This is a genomic window from Amycolatopsis sp. lyj-346, from assembly GCF_046548975.1.
Taxonomy (GTDB): Bacteria; Actinomycetota; Actinomycetes; order Mycobacteriales; family Pseudonocardiaceae; genus Amycolatopsis.
In genome coordinates, this window is sequence record NZ_JAJPWT010000015.1 from 76,184 (window position 1) to 97,567 (window position 21,384).

Here is a 21,384-nt window from a genome sequence, read left to right on the forward strand (position 1 = left end):
AAGTTGAGAACGAGGGGAATTCGCTGTGCGGGGAAACGATGCGGTGGCGGTAGTGGGAATGGCCTGCCGGCTGCCGGGGGCGGCCGATCCCGCGGCATTCTGGCGGCTGTTGCGCGAGGGCCGGTCCGCGGTGGGGGAGACCCCGCCGGGACGGGGCTGGCAGTGGGCACGGCCCGGCGGTTTCCTCGACGACGTAATGGGTTTCGACGCTCCATTCTTCGGTATCTCCGCACGCGCGGCCGCAGTGCTCGACCCGCAGCAGCGGCTGATGCTCGAGCTCAGCTGGGAAGCACTGGAAGACGCCGGAATCTCCGCCGGCCGGGTCCGAAGCGCGCCTGGCGGGGTCTATTTCGGCGTGACGGCGGGGGACTACGCCACGCTCATGCGGGAGCAGGGCGCCGCAGCCACGGAACACACCCTCACCGGCACCAGCCGGGCCATGGTCGCCAATCGGGTGTCCCACTTCTTCGGTCTCACGGGACCGAGCATGGTGGTCGACACCGGCCAGTCGTCGTCGCTGGTCGCCGTGCACCTCGCCGCCGAGGCGCTCCGCTCGGGCCGGTGTGAAATCGCGTTCGCCGGCGGTGTGAGCCTGATGCTGGCGGAATCCACTGCCGAGGCCACCGCTCGCTTCGGCGCGCTGTCCCCGGACGGTCGGTGCGCTCCGTTCGACGCCCGTGCCAACGGTTACGTTCGCGGCGAAGGCGGTGGCGTGATCGTGGTCAAGCCGCTCGAGCGGGCGATCGCGGACGGCGACCGCGTGCATTGCGTGATCAGCCGCAGCGTCGTGGCCGCCGACGGTCCGCGCCGGGAGCTGGTGGTGCCGGACCGGGCGGGCCAGGTACGCCTGCTGCGCGAGGCGTACCCGCCAGAGGACGCCACCGTCCCGCAGTACGTCGAGGTGCACGGCACCGGTACCCGCGCCGGTGACCCGGTCGAAGCCGCCGCACTGGCCGAGGTCCTGGGCCGGGGCCGCGAGACACCCTTGCTGCTCGGCTCGGCGAAGACCAACGTCGGTCACCTCGAAGGCGCTGCGGGCATCGTCGGCGTACTCAAGACCGCGTTGGCCCTGGCGCACCGGGAACTTCCGCCGAGCCTGAACTTTGAGCACCCACACCCCGAAATCCCCTTCGAGGAGGGCAACCTCCGCGTCATCACCACCCGCACGGCGTGGCCGCGGCCGGACCGGACGCTGATCGCCGGCGTCTCCGGCTTCGGCATGGGCGGCGCCAATTGCCACCTCGTCCTCACCGAACCGCCACCGACGGCAGCGCCGTCGCGGACCGCCGTGACCAGCGCGCCCGGCGGTCTCCCCACGCCATGGGTGCTGTCGGCCGGCTCCCCGCGGGCGCTGCGCGCGCAGGCCGCCGCCCTCGAGACCGTGGTCGGTGACCTCGATCCGGTCGACGTGGGTTGCGAACTGGCCACTGCCCGCACCGCGCTCGGGCACCGGGCCGTGGTGTTCGGACGCGCGGGCCTGCGCGCCGTGGCCGCGAACGAGCCGGCCGTCACCGGATCCGTGGTGCCGGGCGGGCTCGCCTTCTTGTTCACGGGGCAGGGGGCGCAGCGAGCCGGCATGGGCAGTGCCCTCTATGCCGCGTTTCCCGCCTACGCCGAGGCGTTCGACGAGGTCTGCGCCGCCTTCACGATTCCGGTGCGCGATGCCGTCTTCGCCGGCACACACCTCGATCGCACCGATCTCACCCAGGCCGGGTTGTTCGTCGTCGAGGTCGCCCTCGCTCGCCTGCTCGGCCACTTCGGCGTGCGTCCCGGCCACCTGCTCGGCCACTCCATCGGGGAACTGGCCGCGGCCCGCGTCGCCGGGGTGCTGTCCCTCGCGGACGCGTGCCGGCTCGTCGAGGCCCGCGGTGCACTCCTGCGCCGGCTGCCCCGCGGGGCGATGGTCGCCGTCCGCGCCTCGGAAGCCGAAGTCCGGGCCCATCTGGGAAACGCGGCCATCGCGGCGGTCAACGGGCCGGACTCGGTGGTCGTCTCCGGGGACGAGGACGAAGTCCTGCGTCTCGCCGCGCGCTGGCGCCACAAGCGGCTGCGGGTCGGGCACGCCTTCCACTCCGCGCACCTGGACCCGCTGCTCGCGGAGTTCGCCGAGGTGGCCGGCAGCCTGACCTACCACCCGCCGCGGATCCCGGTCGTCGCCGCGGTGACCGGCGCGATCGAAAACGTCGCCGACCCGGGCTACTGGGTCCGCAATGTCCGGGAGACCGTTCGGTTCGCCGACGGCCTCGCGGCGCTGGACGCCGCCGGCGTGAAGACCTGCCTGGAACTGGGTCCCGACGCCGTGCTGAGCGCGCTCGCCCGCGAAGCCGCCATCGTCCCGCTGCTGCGCGCCGGCCACGACGAAGCCGAAACCCTCGCCGGCGCGCTGGCCCGCGTGCACGTTCGCGGCACCCCCGTCGACTGGACGCCGCTCCTGCCCGGGGGCCGCCGCGTCGACCTGCCGAAGTACCCGTTCCAGCGCGAACGCCACTGGTTCGACGCCCAGGCTTCCCCCGCGCCCGCGGCGGACCAGCCCGACACCCTCGCCCTGGTCCGGGCGCACACGGCCGCCGTCCTCGGCCACGGTGACCCCGTCGACCCGGGTACCACCTTCCACGACCTCGGGCTGGACTCCCTGGCTTCGGTCGCCCTGCGTGACGCACTGGCCGCCGCGACCGGCCGGGCGTTGCCGCCGACCCTCCTGTTCGACCACCCGACCCCGGCACTGCTCGCCCGCCACCTCGACCCGGACACCGGTGCCGGCGAGGAGGCACCCGCGCGGACCACGGCCGAGGAGCCCATCGCGATCGTGGCGGCGGCCTGCCGCTTTCCCGGCGGTGTCTCCTCTCCGGCCGAGCTCTGGCGGCTGGTCGAAGCCGGGCTCGACGCGACCGGGGCGGTGCCCGCCGACCGGGGCTGGGACCTGCCCGCCCGCGGCGGCTTCCTCTCCGGCGTCGCCCAGTTCGACGCCGGCTTCTTCGGCATCCCACCCCGCGAAGCCACGGCCATGGAGCCCCAGCAGCGGCTGCTCCTGGAAACCTCCTGGGAACTGTTCGAGCGCGCCGGCCTCGACCCGGCCGGGCTGCGCGGCACCCGGACGGGCGTGTACGTCGGGGCCACCGCCCAGGAGTACGGCGGCCGGATGGCCGATCCCGGTTCGGCGGCCGAGGGCCACCTGCTCACCGGCACCACGCCGAGCGTCGCGTCCGGCAGGCTCGCCTACACCTACGGGCTGGAAGGCCCGGCGATGACCATCGACACGGCTTGTTCGTCGTCCCTGGTCGCCGTGCACACCGCGGCCGGGGAACTCCGGCGAGGTGAGTGCACGCTCGCGGTGGCGGGCGGGGTGACGGTGATGTCCTCGCCCGGCATGTTCGTCGAGTTCGCCCGTCAGGGCGGGCTCGCCGCGGACGGGCGCTGCAAGCCGTTCTCGGCGGCCGCCGACGGCACCGCCTGGGCCGAGGGCGCGGGCCTGGTCCTGCTCGAGCGCCTGTCCGACGCCCGCCGCCACGGGCACCCGGTGCTCGCGGTGATCCGCGGCAGCGCGGTCAACTCCGACGGCGCGTCCAACGGCCTGACGGCCCCCAACGGGTCCGCGCAGCAGCGGGTCATCCGCGCGGCACTGGCCGCCGCCGGGCTCCGTCCGTCCGAAGTGGACGTCGTCGAGGCGCACGGCACCGGTACGCGGCTGGGCGACCCGATCGAGGCGCGGGCCATCCTGGCCACCTACGGGCAGGACCGCGAGCAGCCGCTGCTGCTGGGCTCGCTGAAGTCCAACATCGGGCACGCCCAGGCGGCCGCCGGGATCGGCGGCCTGATCAAGCTGGTCGAGGCCATGCGGCACGGCCGGGTCCCGGGCACCCTCCACCTGGACGAACCGACTCCGCACGTCGACTGGGCCCAGGGCGCCGTCCACCCGCTGGCCCAAGCCGCGCCGTGGCCGGAAACCGGACGTCCGCGGCGGTCGGCGGTGTCGTCCTTCGGCATCAGCGGCACCAACGCCCACGTGGTGCTGGAGCACGTCCCGGCCGAGCCGGGGCCGCCGCCGCGCGGCGGCCGGGTCGTGCCGTGGGTGGTGTCCGGGCGGGAGCGCGCCGCGGTCGACGCCCAGCTGCAGCGGCTGGCCACCGTCGAGCACGATCCGCTCGACGTCGGCGCCACCCTGCTGACCCGGGCGAGCTGGCCGCACCGGGCGGTGGTGCTGGGCGGCGACGTGGTCCGGGGTACCGCGCCGCCCGAAGGCCGGACCGTGTTCGTCTTTCCCGGCGCGGGGTCCCGGTGGTCCGCCGAGACGGTGCTGGACCTCGTGCGGGAATCGCCGGCCTTCGCCGAGTCGATGGCGCGGTGCGGGGAAGCGTTGCGGCCGCACACCGGCTGGTCGCTGCCGGACGTGCTCGCCGGGCCGGACGTCACCCGGGTCGACGTCGCCCAGCCCGTCCTGTTCGCAGTCATGGTGTCCCTGGCCGAGCTGTGGCGTTCGCACGGCGTCGAACCCGACGCCGTCGTCGGGCATTCGCAGGGGGAGATCGCCGCCGCCTGCGTCGCGGGCGCCCTGTCGCTCGATGACGCGGCCCGCGTCGTTGCCGTGCGGGCCGCCGCGCTGGCGGAGCTGACCGGGCAGGGCGGGATGGCCCTCGTGCCGCCGGACGCCGACCTCGGCCGGTGGGAGGGCAGGCTGACCGTCGCCGCGGTCAACAGCCCTCGTGCCACGGTCGTTTCCGGCGACCTGGACGCACTGGCCGAACTGCTCGACCGGGACGAGCGGGCCCGCCGCCTGCCGACCGAGCACGCCTTCCACTCCCACCAGGTCGAACCGGTCCGCGCGCGGCTGGTCGCCGCGCTCGAGGGGATCCGGCCGCGGCACCCGGACGTCCCGCTGGTCTCGACGCTGACCGGGGAGCCGGTCGAGGGCCCGGTCCTGGATCCGCAGTACTGGGGCCGCCACCTGCGTGAGCCGGTCCGGTTCGCCGACGCCGTCCGGGTGCTGCTCGGGACCGGGGCCACCGTGTTCGCCGAGATGAGCCCACACCCGGCACTCACGACCGCCGTCGCGGAAACCGCCGAGGCGGAGGGCGCGGAGGCCGCTGTCGTCGGCTCGCTGCGCCGGGGTGAGCCCGGCCGGATGACGCGTTCGCTGGCCGAGGCGTACGTCCACGGCACTCCGGTGGACTGGACGCCGTTCGTGGCCGGCGGCCGCCTGGCGGAGCTGCCGACATACCCGTTCCAGCGCCGCCGGTACTGGCTGGCCGGCGCCGGCTCGGTGCCGGCCGGGGTGCGGACCGCGGAGCACCCGCTGCTGCGGGCGACCGTGCCCCTCGCCGACGGCGGGCTGGTCTGCACCGGGCGGGTGTCGACGGGCTCGTCGCCCTGGCTGGCCGACCACGTCATCACCGGAACCGTGCTGCTGCCCGGCACCGCGTTCCTGGACCTCGCCTGCTTCGCCGGAACAGCGGCCGCCTGCGGGCGGATCGAGGAACTCACCGTCGAAGCACCCCTTCAGCTCGGCCCGGACCCCGTCGACCTGCAGGTGCTCGTGTCCGCGCCGGACGAGGACGGCAGGCGTCGCCTCGCCGTGCACTCCGGCGGGACGGCGGGCTGGACCCGGCACGCGGCGGGCACGGTCCGGCCCGCCGAGCCGGTACCGGTGGCCGAGACCCCCTGGCCGCCGCGGGGGGCGGTGGCGATCGACCCCGAGGAGCTGTATGACCGGCTCGCCGGCACCGGGTACCACTACGGGGCCGCGTTCCGGGGTGTCCGGGCCGCCTGGCGCGACGGTGCCGAAGTCTTCGCGGAGGTCGCCGTCCCCGACGACGCCGGGTTCCCGCTGCACCCGGCGCTGTTCGACGCGGCACTGCACCCGGCCCTGCCGCCGGGGGAGATCCGGCTGCCGTTCGCCTGGGCGGGCGTCACGCTGTTTTCCACCGGCGCGAAGACCCTTCGGGTCCGCGTGACGCCGAAAGGACCGGACGCGATCGGCATCACGGCCACCGATCCCGAGGGCCGGCCGGTCGTGGTGGCCGACTCGCTGACCCTGCGCCCGGTCACCGCGGACGCCCTCGGCGGCGGCGCCCTCCACCGTCCGGAGTGGACGAAGATCGACCTGCCCGGCGTCGCCGCCACCTCGCCGGTGGTGGTCGAGCTGACCGCGGGCGAGGCCGGGCCGGCGGGGGTGCGGGACCTGACCCACCGGGCCCTCGCCGCCATCCAGTCCATTGTGGATGAAGACGGCGACGCGGTCGTGCTGCGCACCCGCGACGGTGCCGGCCCGGACGCCCGCGACCTCGCGGGCGCGGCCGTGTGGGGCCTGGCGCGCTCGGCGCAGTCGGAGAACCCGGACCGCCTCGTGCTCGTCGACGTCGACGGCACGCCGGAGTCGGACGCCGCGCTGCCCGCCGCCGTGGCCACCGGAGAACCCCGCATCGTCCTGCGGCGCGGGGAGGCGTTCGTCCCTCGCCTGACCCGCTTCGGCACCGGCGCGGACGCCGTGGTCCTGCGTGGCACCGTGCTGCTCACCGGGGCCGGCGGCGCGTTGGGCGGCCTGCTCGCGCGGCACCTGGTCACCGAACACGGAGTGACCCGGCTCGCGCTGGTCGGCAGGCGCGGCTGCCCGTCGGAACTGATCGAGGAGCTGACCGGGCTGGGTGCCGAAGTCCACGCGATCGCGGCCGACGCGGCCGACCGGGCGGCGATGGCCGCGGTGCTCGACGGCCTGCCCGGCCTCACGGCCGTGGTGCACGCGGCGGGCGTCCTCGACGACGGGCTGGTCCGTTCGCTGACCCCGGACCGGCTCGACGCCGTGCTGCGGCCCAAGATCGACGCGGCCTGGGTGCTGCACGAGCTGACCGCGGACCGGGACCTGACCGCGTTCGTCCTGTTCTCCTCGATCATGGGCATCATCGGCGGCCCCGGCCAGGCCGCCTACGCCGCGGCGAACTCCGCGCTCGACGCACTGGCCTGCCACCGGCAGGCGCTCGGCCTGCCCGCGCAGGCGCTGGCGTGGGGACTGTGGGACCAGCCCGGCGGCATCACGCGCGGGATCGGCGACGTCGACCGGCGGCGCATGTTCCGGGCGGGGATGAGCGGGCTCTCCCCGGCGGCCGGCCTGCGGCTGTTCGACGCCGCACTGGCCACCGGCCTGCCCGTGGTCGTGCCCGCCCGGCTGGAGCGCACGGCGGAGGTCCTCGGGAGCGCCGCGCCGAAGCACCGGCCGAAGCCGGCCGGCGCGGCGGTGGACATCGTGCTCGCCCAGATCGCGGAGGTGCTCGGCCACCCCGACGCGGGAGCCGTCGAGCCCGCCCGGACCTTCCGGGACCTCGGCTTCGACTCCCTCACGTCGGTCGAGCTGCGCAACCGGCTCGCCGACGCCACCGGGCTGCGGCTGCCGGTGACCCTGATCTTCGACCACCCCACGCCCGCCGCCCTCGTCGCGCACCTGGAAGGCGAGCTGGGGGCGGCGGAACCGGCGCTGCCCGACCTGACGGCGGTCGGCGCCTTCCTGGCCACGGCGGAGGCGGGCGACGAGCGGCGGGCGGAGCTGGCCACCCGGCTCAAGGCGCTGCTTCGCAGCTGCGAGACCACCGTTCACGTGGTCGACGACACGGTCGGCGACGACGTGGCCGAGGCCAGTGACGAGGACCTGTTCGACTACATCGACAAGGAGCTCGGTGCGTGATGGGCGAGTCGACCGAGGACAAGCTGCGGGGATACCTCAAGCGCGCCACCGCCGGGCTCAAGGAGGCCGAACGGCGCCGCCGCGAACTCGAGGACCGCGCCACCGAGCCGATCGCGATCATCGGCATGGCGTGCCGCTACCCCGGCGACGTCGCCTCGCCCGGCGGGCTCTGGACGCTCGTGCGGGACGGGATCGACGCGATCACCCCGTTCCCCACCGACCGCGGCTGGGACCTCGGCCGCCTGTACGACCCCGATCCGGAGACTCCCGGCACCTGCTACAGCCGGGAAAGCGGTTTCCTGCACAACGCCGCGGACTTCGACCCCGGGTTCTTCGGCATGAGCCCCCGCGAGGCGCTGTCCACCGATCCGCAGCAGCGGCTGCTGCTGGAAACCACGTGGGAGGCGTTCGAGCACGCCGGCGTCGACCCCGAATCGGTCCGCGGCAGCCGCACGGCGGTGTTCACCGGCGTGATGTACGACGACTACGCCGCCCGGATCCGGGAAATCCCGCCGGAGCTGGAGGGCTACCTGGCCAGCGGCAGCATGGGCAGCGTGGCCTCCGGCCGGGTGGCCTACACCTTCGGCTTCGAGGGCCCGGTCGTCACCGTCGACACCGCCTGCTCGTCGTCGCTGGTCGCGCTCCACCTGGCCTGCCAATCGCTGCGGCGCGGGGAAAGCACGCTCGCCCTCGCCGGAGGCGTCACCGTGATGGCAGGCCCGCGGACCTTCGTCGAGTTCGCCCGGCAGCGCGCCCTGTCCCCGGACGGCCGGTGCCGGTCGTTCGCGGCCGCCGCGAACGGCACCGCGTGGTCGGAGGGCGCGGGAATGCTGCTGCTGGAACGCCTTTCCGACGCACGCGTCCACGGGCACCGGGTGCTCGCGGTGGTCCGCGGCAGCGCGGTCAACTCGGACGGCACGTCCAACGGCCTCACCGCGCCGAGCGGGCCCGCGCAGCGGCGGGTCATCCGGCAGGCGCTCGACGCCGCCGGCCTGACCCCGGCCGACGTCGACGCGCTGGAGGCCCACGGCACCGGCACCACCCTCGGCGACCCGATCGAAGCCGACGCCGTCCTGGCCACCTACGGCCAGGACCGCCCGCGCCCGTTCCTGCTGGGGTCGCTGAAGTCCAACATCGGGCACAGCCAGGCCGCGGCCGGGGTCGGCGGCGTGATCAAGATGGTGGAGGCGCTGCGGCGCGCCACCCTGCCGCCGACCCTGCACGTCGACGAGCCGACCCCGCACGTGGACTGGTCCGCCGGCGCCGTGGAGCTGCTGACCGGCGCGGTCGCCTGGCCGGAGACCGGCCGGCCGCGGCGGGCGGCGGTGTCGTCGTTCGGGATCAGCGGGACCAACGCACACCTGATCCTGGAGCAGGCACCCCCCGAAGACGCGGAAAACACCGAGGACACCGGAACGCCCGCCGGGCGGGTCGTTCCCTGGGTGCTGACCGCGAAGTCGCCGCCGGCGCTGCGCAAGCAGGCCGAGCGGCTCGCCGGGTTCGTCACCGCCCGTCCCGACGCCGGCCCGCGCGAAGTGGCCGCCTCCCTGCTGGCCCGCACGGCGTTCGGGCACCGGGCCGTGGTCACCGGCGCGGACCGCGCCGAGCTGCTGGCCGGGCTCGAAGCGATCGCCCGGGGCGAGCACGCGGCCGTCGCCGCACCGGCCGGCGTCGGGCTGCTGTTCCCCGGTCAGGGTGCGCAGCGGTTGGGGATGGGGCGGGGTTTGGTTGGTCGGTTTCCGGTTTTTGCGGCGGCGTTTGATGCGGTGGCGGGGTTGTTGCCGGGGGTTCGGGACGTCCTGTGGGGTATGGACGAGGTGTTGCTGGAGCGGGCGGAGCATGCGCAGCGGGCGTTGTTTGCGGTTGAGGTGGCGTTGTTCCGGTTGGTGGAGTCTTTTGGGGTTCGGCCGGATTTTGTGGTGGGGCATTCGGTGGGGGAGATTGCCGCTGCGCACGTGGCGGGGGTTTTGACGTTGGAGGATGCGTGTCGGTTGGTGTCGGCGCGGGCGTCTCTGATGGGGAAACTGCCCCCCGGCGGCGCCATGGTGGCCATCCCGGCCCCCGAAGCCGAAGTGGCGGCCCGGCTGGTGGACGGGGTGACGATCGCGGCGGTGAACGCGCCCGGTTCGGTCGTGGTGTCCGGGCCCGAGCCCGCCGTGCAGGAGGTCGCGGGCCGGTTCGCCCGGTCCCGGCGGCTGCGGGTTTCGCACGCGTTCCACTCGCCGTTGATGGACCCGATGCTCGACGAGTTCGCCGCCGTGGTCGCGTCGCTGACCTTCGCCGAGCCGCGGATCCCGGTGCTGTCGACGGTGACCGGCGGGCCCGGCGCCGACCTGGCCGATCCCGCCCACTGGGTCCGCAACGTCCGGGACACGGTGCGCTTCGCGGACGCGCTCGCCGCCGCGCCCGCCTCGGCCGTGCTGCTCGAACTGGGTCCCGGCGTGCTCTCGGGCCTGTCGCCGGACCGGCCCGCCGTGCCGGTGCTGCGCGAGGGCCGCGACGAGGAGGAAACCGCGCTCGCCGCGCTCGGCAGGCTGCACGAACTCGGCGCCGCCGTCGACTGGTCACCGCTGACCCGCGGCGCCGGCCGGATCGACCTGCCGGGCTACGCCTTCGACCGGCAGCGGTACTGGCTCGACGCGGAACCCGCCGCGGCCGCGGCCTGGACTTACCGCGTCACCTGGGTGCCGGCCGCACCGCCCGGACCGGCGCTCTCCGGCCGCTGGCTGGTGGCCGCCGGCGAGGACGTGGCCGGCGAGCTGGCCCGCGCGGGTGCCGAAGTCGTCCGCCTTCCGCTGGACGACGCCGACCGGGCCACCGTCGCCCGCCGCGTCGCCGAAGCACTGGCGGACACGGCGATCGACGCGGTACTGGCCGAACCCGGAGTCACCGGGGGGCCGCACGGGCCGGTCCTCCGCAGTCTCGTGCTGACCCAGGCCCTCCGCGACGCGGGGGTCACCGCGCGCACCTGGTGGCTGACCCGGGGCGCGGTCGCCGCCGATTCCGGCGATCCTGCGCCCGACCCGGCCTCGGCGATGGTGTGGGGCCTGGTCCGCAGCATCGCGCAGGAGGATCCGGCGACCGCCGGCGGGCTCGTCGACCTGCCTGCCGCGGGTACCGGCGGGCTCGCCGCGGCCCTGGGCAGCGGTGAGCCGGAAGTGGCCGTCCGCGGCACCGGGATCCTCAAACGGCGGCTGACCCGGACGTCCCCGCCGGCGGGCGGGAACTCGGACTGGCTGCGCGGCACCGTCCTCATCACCGGGGGCACGGGCGCGCTGGGCGCCCGGGTCGCGCGCTGGGCGGCCAGGGAAGGCGCCGGGCACCTCGTGCTGCTCAGCCGGCGAGGAACGGACACCCCCGGCGCCCGGGAACTGCTGGCGGAACTCGGCCCGCGCGCCACCGTGGCCGCCTGCGACGCCGCCGACCGGGACGCCTTGGCGGCGGTACTGGCCGCCCTGCCCGCCGAGCACCCGCTGACCGGCGTGGTGCACGCCGCCGGGGTCCTGGACGACGGCCTCGCCGAGGCACTGACGCCGGAACGGCTGGCCGCGGTACTGCGGCCGAAGGCGGACGCCGCGCTGGTCCTGGACGAACTCACCCGCGACCACGAACCGGCCGCCTTCGTCCTGTTCTCCTCCATCGCCGGAGTCACCGGGAACGCGGGACAGGGCGCCTACGCGGCGGCGAACTCCTTCCTGGACGCGCTGGCGCAGCGGCGGCGCGCCGCCGGGCTGCCGGCCACGGCCATCGCCTGGGGCGCCTGGGCGGACGCGGGCATGGCCGAGAGCGACGACGTCCGCACCGCCCTGCGGCGCCGCGGTTTCGTGCCGATGGACCCCGACCGCGCCCTGCTCGCGATGCGCGACTGCGTCGGCGAGACAACGGTGACCGTCGCCGACGTCGACTGGCCGCGCTACCCGGCGAGCCCACTGGTCGAGGAGCTGGTGCCGGCGCCCGAACGGGAAACGCCGGCGGCCGCGCGGCTGGCCGGGTTGCCCCCGGCCGAACAGCTCCGGGTCCTCGACGGACTGGTCCGGGCCCGGGTCGCGCGGGTGCTCGGGCACACCGACGCGAGCGCGATCGCCGCGGACCGGCCGTTCAGCGGGCTCGGGTTCGACTCCCTCACCTCGATCGAGCTGCGCAACCAGCTCAACGCCGCCACCGGGCTCACGCTGCCGGCCACCCTCGTGTTCGACCACCCCACGCCGGCCGCGCTCGCCGGGTACCTGCGGGCCGCCCTGCTCGACCTCGGCGACGACCAGGGCGGCGACCGCGGCGACGGGTCCGTGACCGCCGTTGACGAGCCGGTCGCGATCGTCGGGATGGCCTGCCGCTTCCCCGGCGGGATCGGCTCTCCCGCGGACCTCTGGCGCGTGGTTGCCGACGGCGTCGACGCGGTGACCGGATTCCCGGCCGACCGCGGCTGGGACCTGGGCGCCCTGTTCCACCCCGACCCCGACCACGCCGGGACCTCCTACACCGACCGGGGCGCGTTCCTGGCCGACGCCACCGGGTTCGACGCGGCGTTCTTCGGGATCAGCCCGCGCGAAGCACTGGCCACCGACCCCCAGCAACGTCTCCTGCTGGAGACGACCTGGGAGGCGCTGGAGCAGGCCGGCCTCGATCCGGCGGGGCTGCGCGGCAGCCGCACCGGGGTGTTCGCCGGCTCCAACGGCCAGGACTACGGCCCGCTGGCCGCCGCGGCGAGCGACGACCTGGAGGGCACCGCCCTGATCGGCAGCGCCGCCAGCGTGCTGTCCGGCCGGGTGTCCTACACCTTCGGCTTCGAAGGTCCGGCGGTCACCGTCGACACCGCGTGCTCGTCGTCCCTGGTGGCGTTGCACATGGCGGCGAACGCGCTGCGCACGGGGGAGTGTTCGCTGGCTCTGGCGGGCGGTGTCACCGTGATGGCCACGCCGCGGATCTTCGTGGAGTTTTCGCGGCAGCGGGGGCTGTCCGCCGATGGCCGGTGCAAGGCGTTCGCGGAGGGGGCTGACGGCACCGGGTGGGGTGAAGGTGCCGGCGTCCTGGTGCTGGAGCGCCTGTCCGACGCTCGCCGCAACGGTCACCAGGTGCTGGCGGTGGTGCGGGGATCGGCGGTGAATCAGGATGGCGCGTCGAACGGGCTGACCGCGCCGAACGGTCCGTCGCAGCAGCGGGTGATTCGTCAGGCTCTTGCGGTTGCCGGGCTGGAACCGTCCGATGTGGACGCCGTGGAGGCGCATGGGACCGGTACGAGGCTGGGTGATCCGATCGAGGCCCAGGCGTTGCTGGCGACGTATGGGCAGGATCGGGAGCAGCCGTTGCTGCTGGGTTCGGTGAAGTCGAACATCGGCCACACCCAGGCGGCCGCGGGTGTCGCAGGCGTCATGAAAATGGTGCTGGCGATGCAGCACGGGATTTTGCCCGCGACGTTGCACGTGGACGCGCCGTCGTCGCATGTGGACTGGACGGCCGGCCGGGTCGAGCTGCTGACGGAATCGGTGGAGTGGCCGGAAACGGGCCGTCCTCGCCGGGCCGGCGTGTCGTCGTTCGGGGTCAGCGGCACCAACGCCCACGTCGTGCTGGAGCAACCGGAACCGGCCGATTCCGCGCCACCCGCCGAAGACGGGCGGCTCGTGCCCTGGCTGCTTTCCGCCGCCTCCGCCGAAGCGTTGCGTGCGCAGGCCGCCCGCTACGCCGGCGACTTCGCGACCCGCGGACCCGTCGACGCGGCCGCCGCGCTGCTGACGCGCCCGGCGTTCGAACACCGTGCCGTCGTGGTCGGCGACGACCATGCCGGGCTCCTCGCCGGCATGGCCGCGCTGGCCCGCGGTGAGGCACACCCGGCCGTGGTCACCGGCCGGGTGGTGCCTCATGCGGCTGAGCCGGTGTTCGTGTTTCCGGGGCAGGGTTCGCAGTGGGTGGGGATGGGTTTGGGCCTGTTGGGGGTCTCGGAGGTTTTTGCGGCGTCGATGGGTGAGTGTGCGGAGGCGTTGGCGGAGTTCGTGTCGTGGGATTTGTTTGAGGTGTTGGGTGATGCGGGGGCGTTGGCGCGGGTTGATGTGGTGCAGCCGGCGTTGTGGGCGGTGATGGTGTCGTTGGCTCGGTGGTGGATTGCCTCGGGGGTGGAGCCGGTTGCGGTGGTGGGGCATTCGCAGGGTGAGATCGCGGCGGCGGTGGTTGCGGGTGCGCTGTCCCTGCGGGATGGGGCGCGGGTGGTGGCCGTGCGCAGCCGGCTCATCGGCGAGCACCTTTCGGGACCCGGCGGGATGCTTTCGGTGTCGCTGTCGGCGGAAGCAGCCGGACGGCTGCTCGCCCCTTGGCCCGGCCTGGCGGTGGCGGCGGTCAACGGGCCCGCCGCGGTCGTCGTCTCCGGCGATTCGGCGGACCTGGACGCACTCGAAGCCGTCTGCGCCCGAGAAGGGGTGCGAGCGCGGCGGATCGCCGTGGACTACGCCTCGCATTCGGCGCATGTCGAGTCCGTGCGCGAAGTGCTGGCCGATGCCTTGGCCGACCTGCGCCCGCAGCCCGCCCGGGTGCGGCTCTGCTCCACCCTCACCGGCGCCGACCTCGACCGGCCGATGGACGCGGGGTACTGGGTCGACAACCTGCGCAACACCGTCCGGTTCGAACCGGCTGTCCGCACCCTGCTCGCCGACGGGCTCGGCACCTTCGTCGAGGTGAGCCCCCACCCCGTCATCCTGCCCGCCATCGAGGACATCGACCCGGCCGCGGCCACCGTTCCCACGCTGCGGCGGGGTGCCGACGACGCGCGCAGCACCGCACTGCGCCTGGCCGAAGCCCAGGTCCGCGGCGTGCCGGTCGACTGGCAGCTGCCCACCGGGAGCGGCACCGGCCTGCCGACCTATCCCTTCCAGCACAAGCGGTTCTGGCCCGGCGCCCCGCGCCCGGCGGCCGATCCCGAGACCGCGGGTCAGTCCGGCGCCCGCCACCCCCTGCTCGGCGCCACCGTCGAACTGGCGGGCGACGGCGGTGTCGTGCTGACCGGCCGCGTCTCCGTGGGCACCCACCCGTGGCTGGCCGAGCACGTCGTCGGCGGGCAGGTGCTCTTCCCGGGGACCGCGTTCCTGGAACTGGCGGTGCGGGCGGGCGACGAGGTCGGCTGCGGCCGGGTGTGCGAGCTGGCCCTGACGACTCCGCTCGCCCTGCCCGACAGCGGCGGGGTCGCGGTCCAGGTCGTCGTCGGTCCCGCCGGTGACGGCGGACCCCGCACGGTCCAGGTGCACGCCAGAGCCGCCGGTCAGGAGTGGACCACGCACGCGAGCGGTCTGCTCGACACCGCCCCGCCGGTCCCGGCCGAGGTCACCGCGTGGCCGCCGGACGCCGAGCCCGAAGCCGTCGAAGACCTCTACGACCGCCTCGCCGACGCGGGTTACGGCTACGGGGACACCTTCCGGGGCGTCCAGGCGATCTGGCGCCGCGGGGACGAGGTGTTCGCCGAGGTCGCGTTGCCCGACCCCGCCGAAGCCGACGGCTACCGGCTGCACCCGGCCCTGTTCGACGCCGCCCTGCACCCGCTCGCCGCGACCGCCGGCGCACCCCGCCTGCCCTTCGTGTGGACCGGCGTCACGCTGCACGCCACGGGGGCGACGCGCCTGCGCGTCCACCTCACCCCGCTGGGGGACGACTCCGTGGCCGTCGAGCTGACCGACGCCGCGGGCCGGCCGGTCGCCTCCGTGGAGTCGCTTTCCCTGCGTGCCCCGGGGAAAGCCGTGGGCGGCGGCACGATGCTCGTGCCGCACTGGGTGCCGGTCGAACCGGCGCCCCGCGGCGAGGTGCCTGCGTTCGAGGTGCCCGCCGGCTCCGCGCAGGCCGCGCTGTCCGCGACACTGGACGCGGTCCGCGCGTGGCTCGCCGGTCCCGGTGAGTGCCTCGCGGTGGTCACCCGCGGCGGGGCCGCGTTCGGCGGCGAGCCGGCCGACCCGGTGGCCGCCGCCGTGGGCGGTCTGGTGCGCTCCGCCCAGTCCGAGCACCCCGGCCGGCTCGTCCTGGCCGACCTCGAACCCGGCGCCGCGCTCCCCGGGCTGCCGGACGGCGAGCCGCACGTGGTCGTGCGCGACGGCCGGGTCCACGTGCCCAGGTTGCGCCGCGCCCGGGCCGGCGGCGCCGGACGGCTCACCGGGACGGTGCTGATCACCGGCGGCAGCGGCGTGCTCGCCGGGCTCGTCGGACGGCACCTGATCACCGAGCACGGTGTGCGGGAGCTGATCCTGGTCAGCCGCACCGGTGGTGACGCCGGCCTGACCGGGCTGGGGTGCGCCGTGCGGGCGGTGGCCGCCGACGTGACCGACCGCGACGCGATGGCCGCGGTCCTCGCGGACGTCCCCCGGCTGGACGCGGTGATCCACGCCGCGGGCGCGCTGGACGACGGCGTGCTCGAAACCCTCACCCCGGAACGCCTCGAGCGGGTCTTCGGCCCCAAGGCCGCCGGTGCCGAGCTGCTCGACGAGCTGACCCGGAATCGCGACCTGGCGGCCTTCGTCGTCTTCTCCTCCGCCGCGGGGGTGCTCGGCGCCGCGGGCCAGGGCAACTACGCGGCCGCCAACGCCTACGCCGACGCCGTCGTGACCCGGCGCCGTGCGGCCGGGTTGCCCGCGCTGTCACTGGCGTGGGGGTTCTGGGCCGACCGCGGCGCCATGACCGTGCACCTGTCCGACGCCGACGTGCGGCGCATGGCCGCGCTGGGGATCGCCCCGCTGTCCGCGGACGACGGGCTGCGGCTGTTCGACGCCGCACTCGCCGCGGGCGAGCCGCTGGCGGTTCCCGTGCGGCTCGACCTGGCGGGGCTGCGCGGACAGGCCGGGCCGGTGCCCGCCCTGCTGCGCGAACTGGTACCCGCCGTGCCCCGGCCCGTCGCCGCGCAGGACGCCGCGACCCGTTCCCCCGGCGAGCTGCTGGACCTGGTGCGCGGCCTCACCGCGGCCGTGCTCGGGCACGGCGACGCCGTCGACGTCGAGCCGGACACGCCGTTCACCCGCCTCGGCGTGGATTCGCTCACCGCGCTGCGGCTGCGCAACCAGCTCGGCGCGGCCGTCGACCGGAGGCTCCCGGCGACGCTGGTCTTCGACTACCCGACCCCCGCGGCACTGGCCGCCCACCTGGCCGGCGACCGGCCCGCGGCCGAGCCGGCCCGGCCCGCCGCCGTCACCGGCGATCCGATCGCCATCGTCGGCATGGCCTGCCGGTTCCCGGGCGGCGTCGCCTCGCCTGAAGACCTGTGGCGGCTGGTGGCCGACGGCGGTGACGTCATCGGGGCCTTCCCCGCGGACCGCGGCTGGGACCTGGCGAACCTGTTCCACCCGGACCCCGGCCACCTCGGCACCAGCTACACCCGCGAAGGCGGTTTCCTCTACGACGCGGCCGACTTCGACGCCGGCTTCTTCGGGATCAGCCCGCGCGAGGCCACCGCGATGGACCCGCAGCAGCGGCTGCTGCTGGAGGTCTCCTGGGAGGCCGTCGAGTCGGCCGGGATCGACCCGGCCGCCCTGCGCGGCAGCCCGACCGGGGTCTACGCCGGGCACATGTACCACGACTACGCCGGCCGCCTCCCGCACGTGCCGGAGGAACTGGAAGGACTGGTGGGCAACGGGAACGCCGGCAGCGTCGTCTCCGGCCGGGTGTCCTACACCTTCGGTTTCGAAGGTCCGGCGGTCACCGTCGACACCGCGTGCTCGTCGTCGCTGGTGGCCGTTCACATGGCGGCGGGCGCGCTGCGGGCGGGGGAGTGTTCACTCGCACTGGCCGGCGGTGTCACCGTGATGGCCACCCCGCAGACGTTCGTCGAGTTCTCGCGGCAGCGCGGCCTGGCCGCCGATGGCCGGTGCAAGGCGTTCGCGGACGCTGCCGACGGCACCGGGTGGGGCGAGGGTGCCGGCGTCCTGGTGCTGGAGCGGCTGTCGGACGCCCGCCGGAACGGACATCGGGTGCTGGCGGTGGTGCGGGGATCGGCGGTGAATCAGGATGGCGCGTCGAACGGGCTGACCGCGCCGAACGGTCCGTCGCAGCAGCGGGTGATTCGTCAGGCTCTTGCGGTTGCCGGGCTGGAACCGTCCGATGTGGACGCCGTGGAGGCGCATGGGACCGGTACGAGGCTGGGTGATCCGATCGAGGCCCAGGCGTTGCTGGCGACGTATGGGCAGGATCGGGAGCAGCCGTTGCTGCTGGGTTCGGTGAAGTCGAACATCGGCCACACCCAGGCGGCCGCGGGGGTGGCCGGGGTGATCAAGATGGTGGAGGCGATGCGCCACGGCGTGTTGCCCGCGACGTTGCACGTGGACGCGCCGTCGTCGCATGTGGACTGGACGGCCGGCCGGGTCGAGCTGCTGACGGAATCGGTGGAGTGGCCGGAAACGGGCCGTCCTCGCCGGGCCGGGGTGTCGTCGTTCGGCGCCAGCGGCACCAACACGCACCTGATCCTCGAGCAGGCCGAGCCCGACGCGGCACCGGAACCGGCTCCGGACGGATTCGTGCCCTGGGTGCTGTCGGCCCGCACCCCGGGCGCCCTGCGCGGCCAGGCCGGGCGGCTGGCCGGCGTCGCCGACGGCGCGAGCACCGGCGACATCGCCGCCGCGCTCCTGGCCAAACCGGCGTTCGAACACCGTGCCGTCGTGCTCGGCGACCGGGCCGGCCTGCTCGCCGGACTGGACTCCCTCCTCCGCGGCGAGCCCGGCGCCGGGGTCGTCACCGGCCGGGTGGCGCCCCACGCGGCTGAGCCGGTGTTCGTGTTTCCGGGGCAGGGTTCGCAGTGGGTGGGGATGGGGCAGGGGTTGCTGAAGGTGTCGGAGGTTTTCGCGGCGTCGATGGGTGAGTGTGCGGAGGCGTTGGCGGAGTTCGTGTCGTGGGACTTGTTCGAAGTGCTTGCTGACGAAGAGGCGTTGGCGCGGGTTGATGTGGTGCAGCCGGCGTTGTGGGCGGTGATGGTGTCGTTGGCTCGGTGGTGGATGTCGGTGGGGGTGGAGCCGGTTGCGGTGGTGGGGCATTCGCAGGGTGAGATCGCGGCGGCGGTGATCGCCGGCGCGCTGTCCCTGCGGGACGCCGCCCGGGTCGTCGCCGTGCGCAGCCGGCTCATCGGCGAGCACCTGTCCGGGCCCGGCGGCATGGTCTCGGTCGCCCAGTCCGCCGAGGCCGCCGCCCGGTTGGTCGCCCGCTGGCCCGGTCTGGCGGTGGCGGCGGTGAACGGGCCCGCCGCGGTCGTCGTCTCCGGCGACGTCGATGCGCTCGACGAACTGCTGGCCGCGTGCGAGGCGGACGGCGTCCGGGCGAAACGGATCGCCGTCGACTACGCCTCCCACTCGGCGCACGTCGAACCGCTGCGCGACCGGCTGCTGGCCGTGCTCGAACCCGTGCGCCCGCGCCCGCCCCGCATCCCGGTCTACTCCACCGTCACCGGTGCCGAACTCGACCGGCCGATGGACGCCGCGTACTGGGTCGACAACCTGCGCAACACCGTCCGGTTCGAACCCGCCGTCCGCGCGCTGCTGGCCGCCGGCCGGGACACGTTCGTCGAAACCAGTCCCCACCCCGTCCTGCTGCCCGTGCTGGAAGAGATCGGCGCGACCGCCGTGGTCGCGAGCCTGCGTCGCGGCGAGGACGGGCAACCTGCCGCGCTGCGCGGTCTCGCCGGGGCACACGTGCGAGGCCTGCCGGTCGACTGGTCCTTGCCGGCCGGACGCCACGTTCCGCTGCCCGCCTACGCCTTCGAGCGCGAGCGGTACTGGCTCGACGCGCCCACGCCGGAGGCAGCAGACGGGGACGCCGCGTTCTGGGACCTCGTGGAAGGGGCGGACGGCGCGGCGCTGACCGAGCACCTGGGCGTTCCCGTCGACGAGGCGGTGGTCTCGGCGCTGTCGCGGTGGCGGCGGCGCAGGCAGTCCGAGTCGGCGGTCGGATCCTGGCGGTACAAGGTCGCCTGGCACCCGATCGCCGCCCGCCCGCGGCCCGTCCTCGGCGGGCGCTGGGCCCTCGTGGTGCCGCCGGGATTGCCCGCCGACGTGGCGGCGGCGTTCGACGACGAGCTGGCCGCCGCAGGTGCGGAAGTCGAGCGCGTCGGCCCCGGCGACCCGCTCCCGGACGACGTCACCGGCGTGCTTTCCCTGCTGGGCCTCGCCGCCGACGCCCTCACCGGCTCCCTGGCACTGGTGCACCGGCACGCGGCGACCGGTTCGCCCGCAAGGCTCTGGTTCGCCACGGCCGGTGCGGTCGCGGCCGCACCGGGCGAGCGGGTCGACCCGGGGGCCGCGGCGCTCTGGGGGCTGGGCCGCGTGGTGGCGCTCGAACAGCCGCAGACGTGGGGCGGGCTGGTCGATCTCGCGGCCCCGGCCGGCGTGGCCGGCTTGGCCGGGGTCCTGGCGGGCACCGAGGACCAGGTCGCGCTGCGGCCGTCCGGCACGTTCGGCAGACGGCTGGTCCGGGCTCCGCTCGCCGCGGTCACCGGTGCGGGCGTGGACTGGCTGCGGGGCTCCGTGCTCATCACCGGCGGCACCGGCGCGCTCGGCGCGCGGGTGGCCAGGATGGCTGCCGAGCAGGGCGCGCCCCACATCGTGCTGTGCAGCCGCGGCGGCCGAGCCGGGGACCTCCCGGACGAACTGCGCGCGCTCGGCGCGAAGGTGACCGTCGCGGCGTGTGACGTCGCCGACCGGGCGGCGCTCGCCGAAGTCGTTGCGGCCGTGCCCGCCGAACACCCGCTCTCCGCGGTGGTCCACGCCGCGGGGGTGCTCGACGACGGCGTGCTCGGCGCGCTGACGCCGGAGCGCTTCGCCGCGGTCATGCGGCCCAAGGTCGACGGCGCGGTGAACCTGCACGAGCTGACCCGCGACCTGGACCTGGCGGCGTTCGTGGTGTTCTCCTCGCTCGCGGGCGTGGTCGGCAGTGCCGGGCAGGCCAACTACGCCGCCGCCAACGCCCACCTCGACGCGCTGGCTGAGCTCCGCCGGGCCGAGGGGCGGCCGGCGACGGCGATCGCCTGGGGCGCCTGGGCGGAGGCCGGGCTCGCCACCGAAACCGGGGTGCGGGGGCGGCTCACCCGCAACGGCGTGGTGGGCATGGACCCCGGCCTCGCCGTCACGGCGCTGCGCCACGCCGTCGAGCACGGGGAGACGGCGATCGTGGTCGCCGACGTCGAATGGGAGCGCTTCGCCGGGGACTTCACCTCCGCGCGGCCCAGTCCGCTGCTCGACGCCCTGCCCGAGCTTCGTGGTGGTGCCGCCCGGCGGACCGTCGACCTCGCCGGCCTGCCCGGCCCCGAGCGCGCGGCGGCGATCGGCGACCTGGTGCAGGCGCAGGTGGGCGCGGTGCTCGGGCACCGCACCGCCGTGCCCGGCGACCGGCCCTTCGCCGAGCTGGGGTTCGACTCCCTGACCGCCGTCGAGCTGCGCAACCGGCTCGCCGCGGCCACCGGGCTGCGGCTGCCGGCCACCCTCGTGTTCGACCACCCGACCCCCGCCGCACTGGCCGCGGCACTGGTCGCCGAGCTGGCGGGCGACGCCGGCACGGCGTTCGCCGAACTGGACCGGCTCGCCACCGTGGTGACCGGCGGCACCCTCGACGACTCCGCCCGGGCCCGGCTGGCGGCCCGGTTGCAGGACCTGCTGCGCGGCTTGGCCGGCGAGCCGGACGAGCCCGTGGCCGCGAATCTGGCGGATGCCACCGACGAAGAGATGTTCGACCTGATCGGCAAGGAGTTCGGGATCTCGTGACGAACCGGCGCTGGAGGA

At 75.3% G+C, this 21,384-nt stretch carries 2 protein-coding genes; both read left to right on the forward strand.

Translation table 11 applies throughout. From position 1 onward, the window contains the following. Window positions 1–43 precede the first annotated feature (43 nt). Window positions 44–7,669, forward strand: a complete 7,626-nt coding sequence (locus ACLJQE_RS33930) for a type I polyketide synthase (protein ID WP_410643621.1) — start codon at window positions 44–46, stop codon at window positions 7,667–7,669. Continuing rightward, the gene (locus ACLJQE_RS33935) at window positions 7,669–21,366 is read left to right on the forward strand and encodes a type I polyketide synthase (RefSeq protein ID WP_410643622.1); all 13,698 of its coding nucleotides are present in this window, start codon (window positions 7,669–7,671) and stop codon (window positions 21,364–21,366) included. The genes ACLJQE_RS33930 and ACLJQE_RS33935 overlap by 1 nt, the downstream gene beginning before the upstream one ends. Window positions 21,367–21,384 lie beyond the last annotated feature (18 nt).

Excerpts from the sequence above, each read along its gene's own strand:
- ACLJQE_RS33935 (WP_410643622.1), top strand. The coding sequence starts at position 7,669 with ATGGGCGAGTCGACCGAGGACAAGCTGCGGGGATACCTCAAGCGCGCC.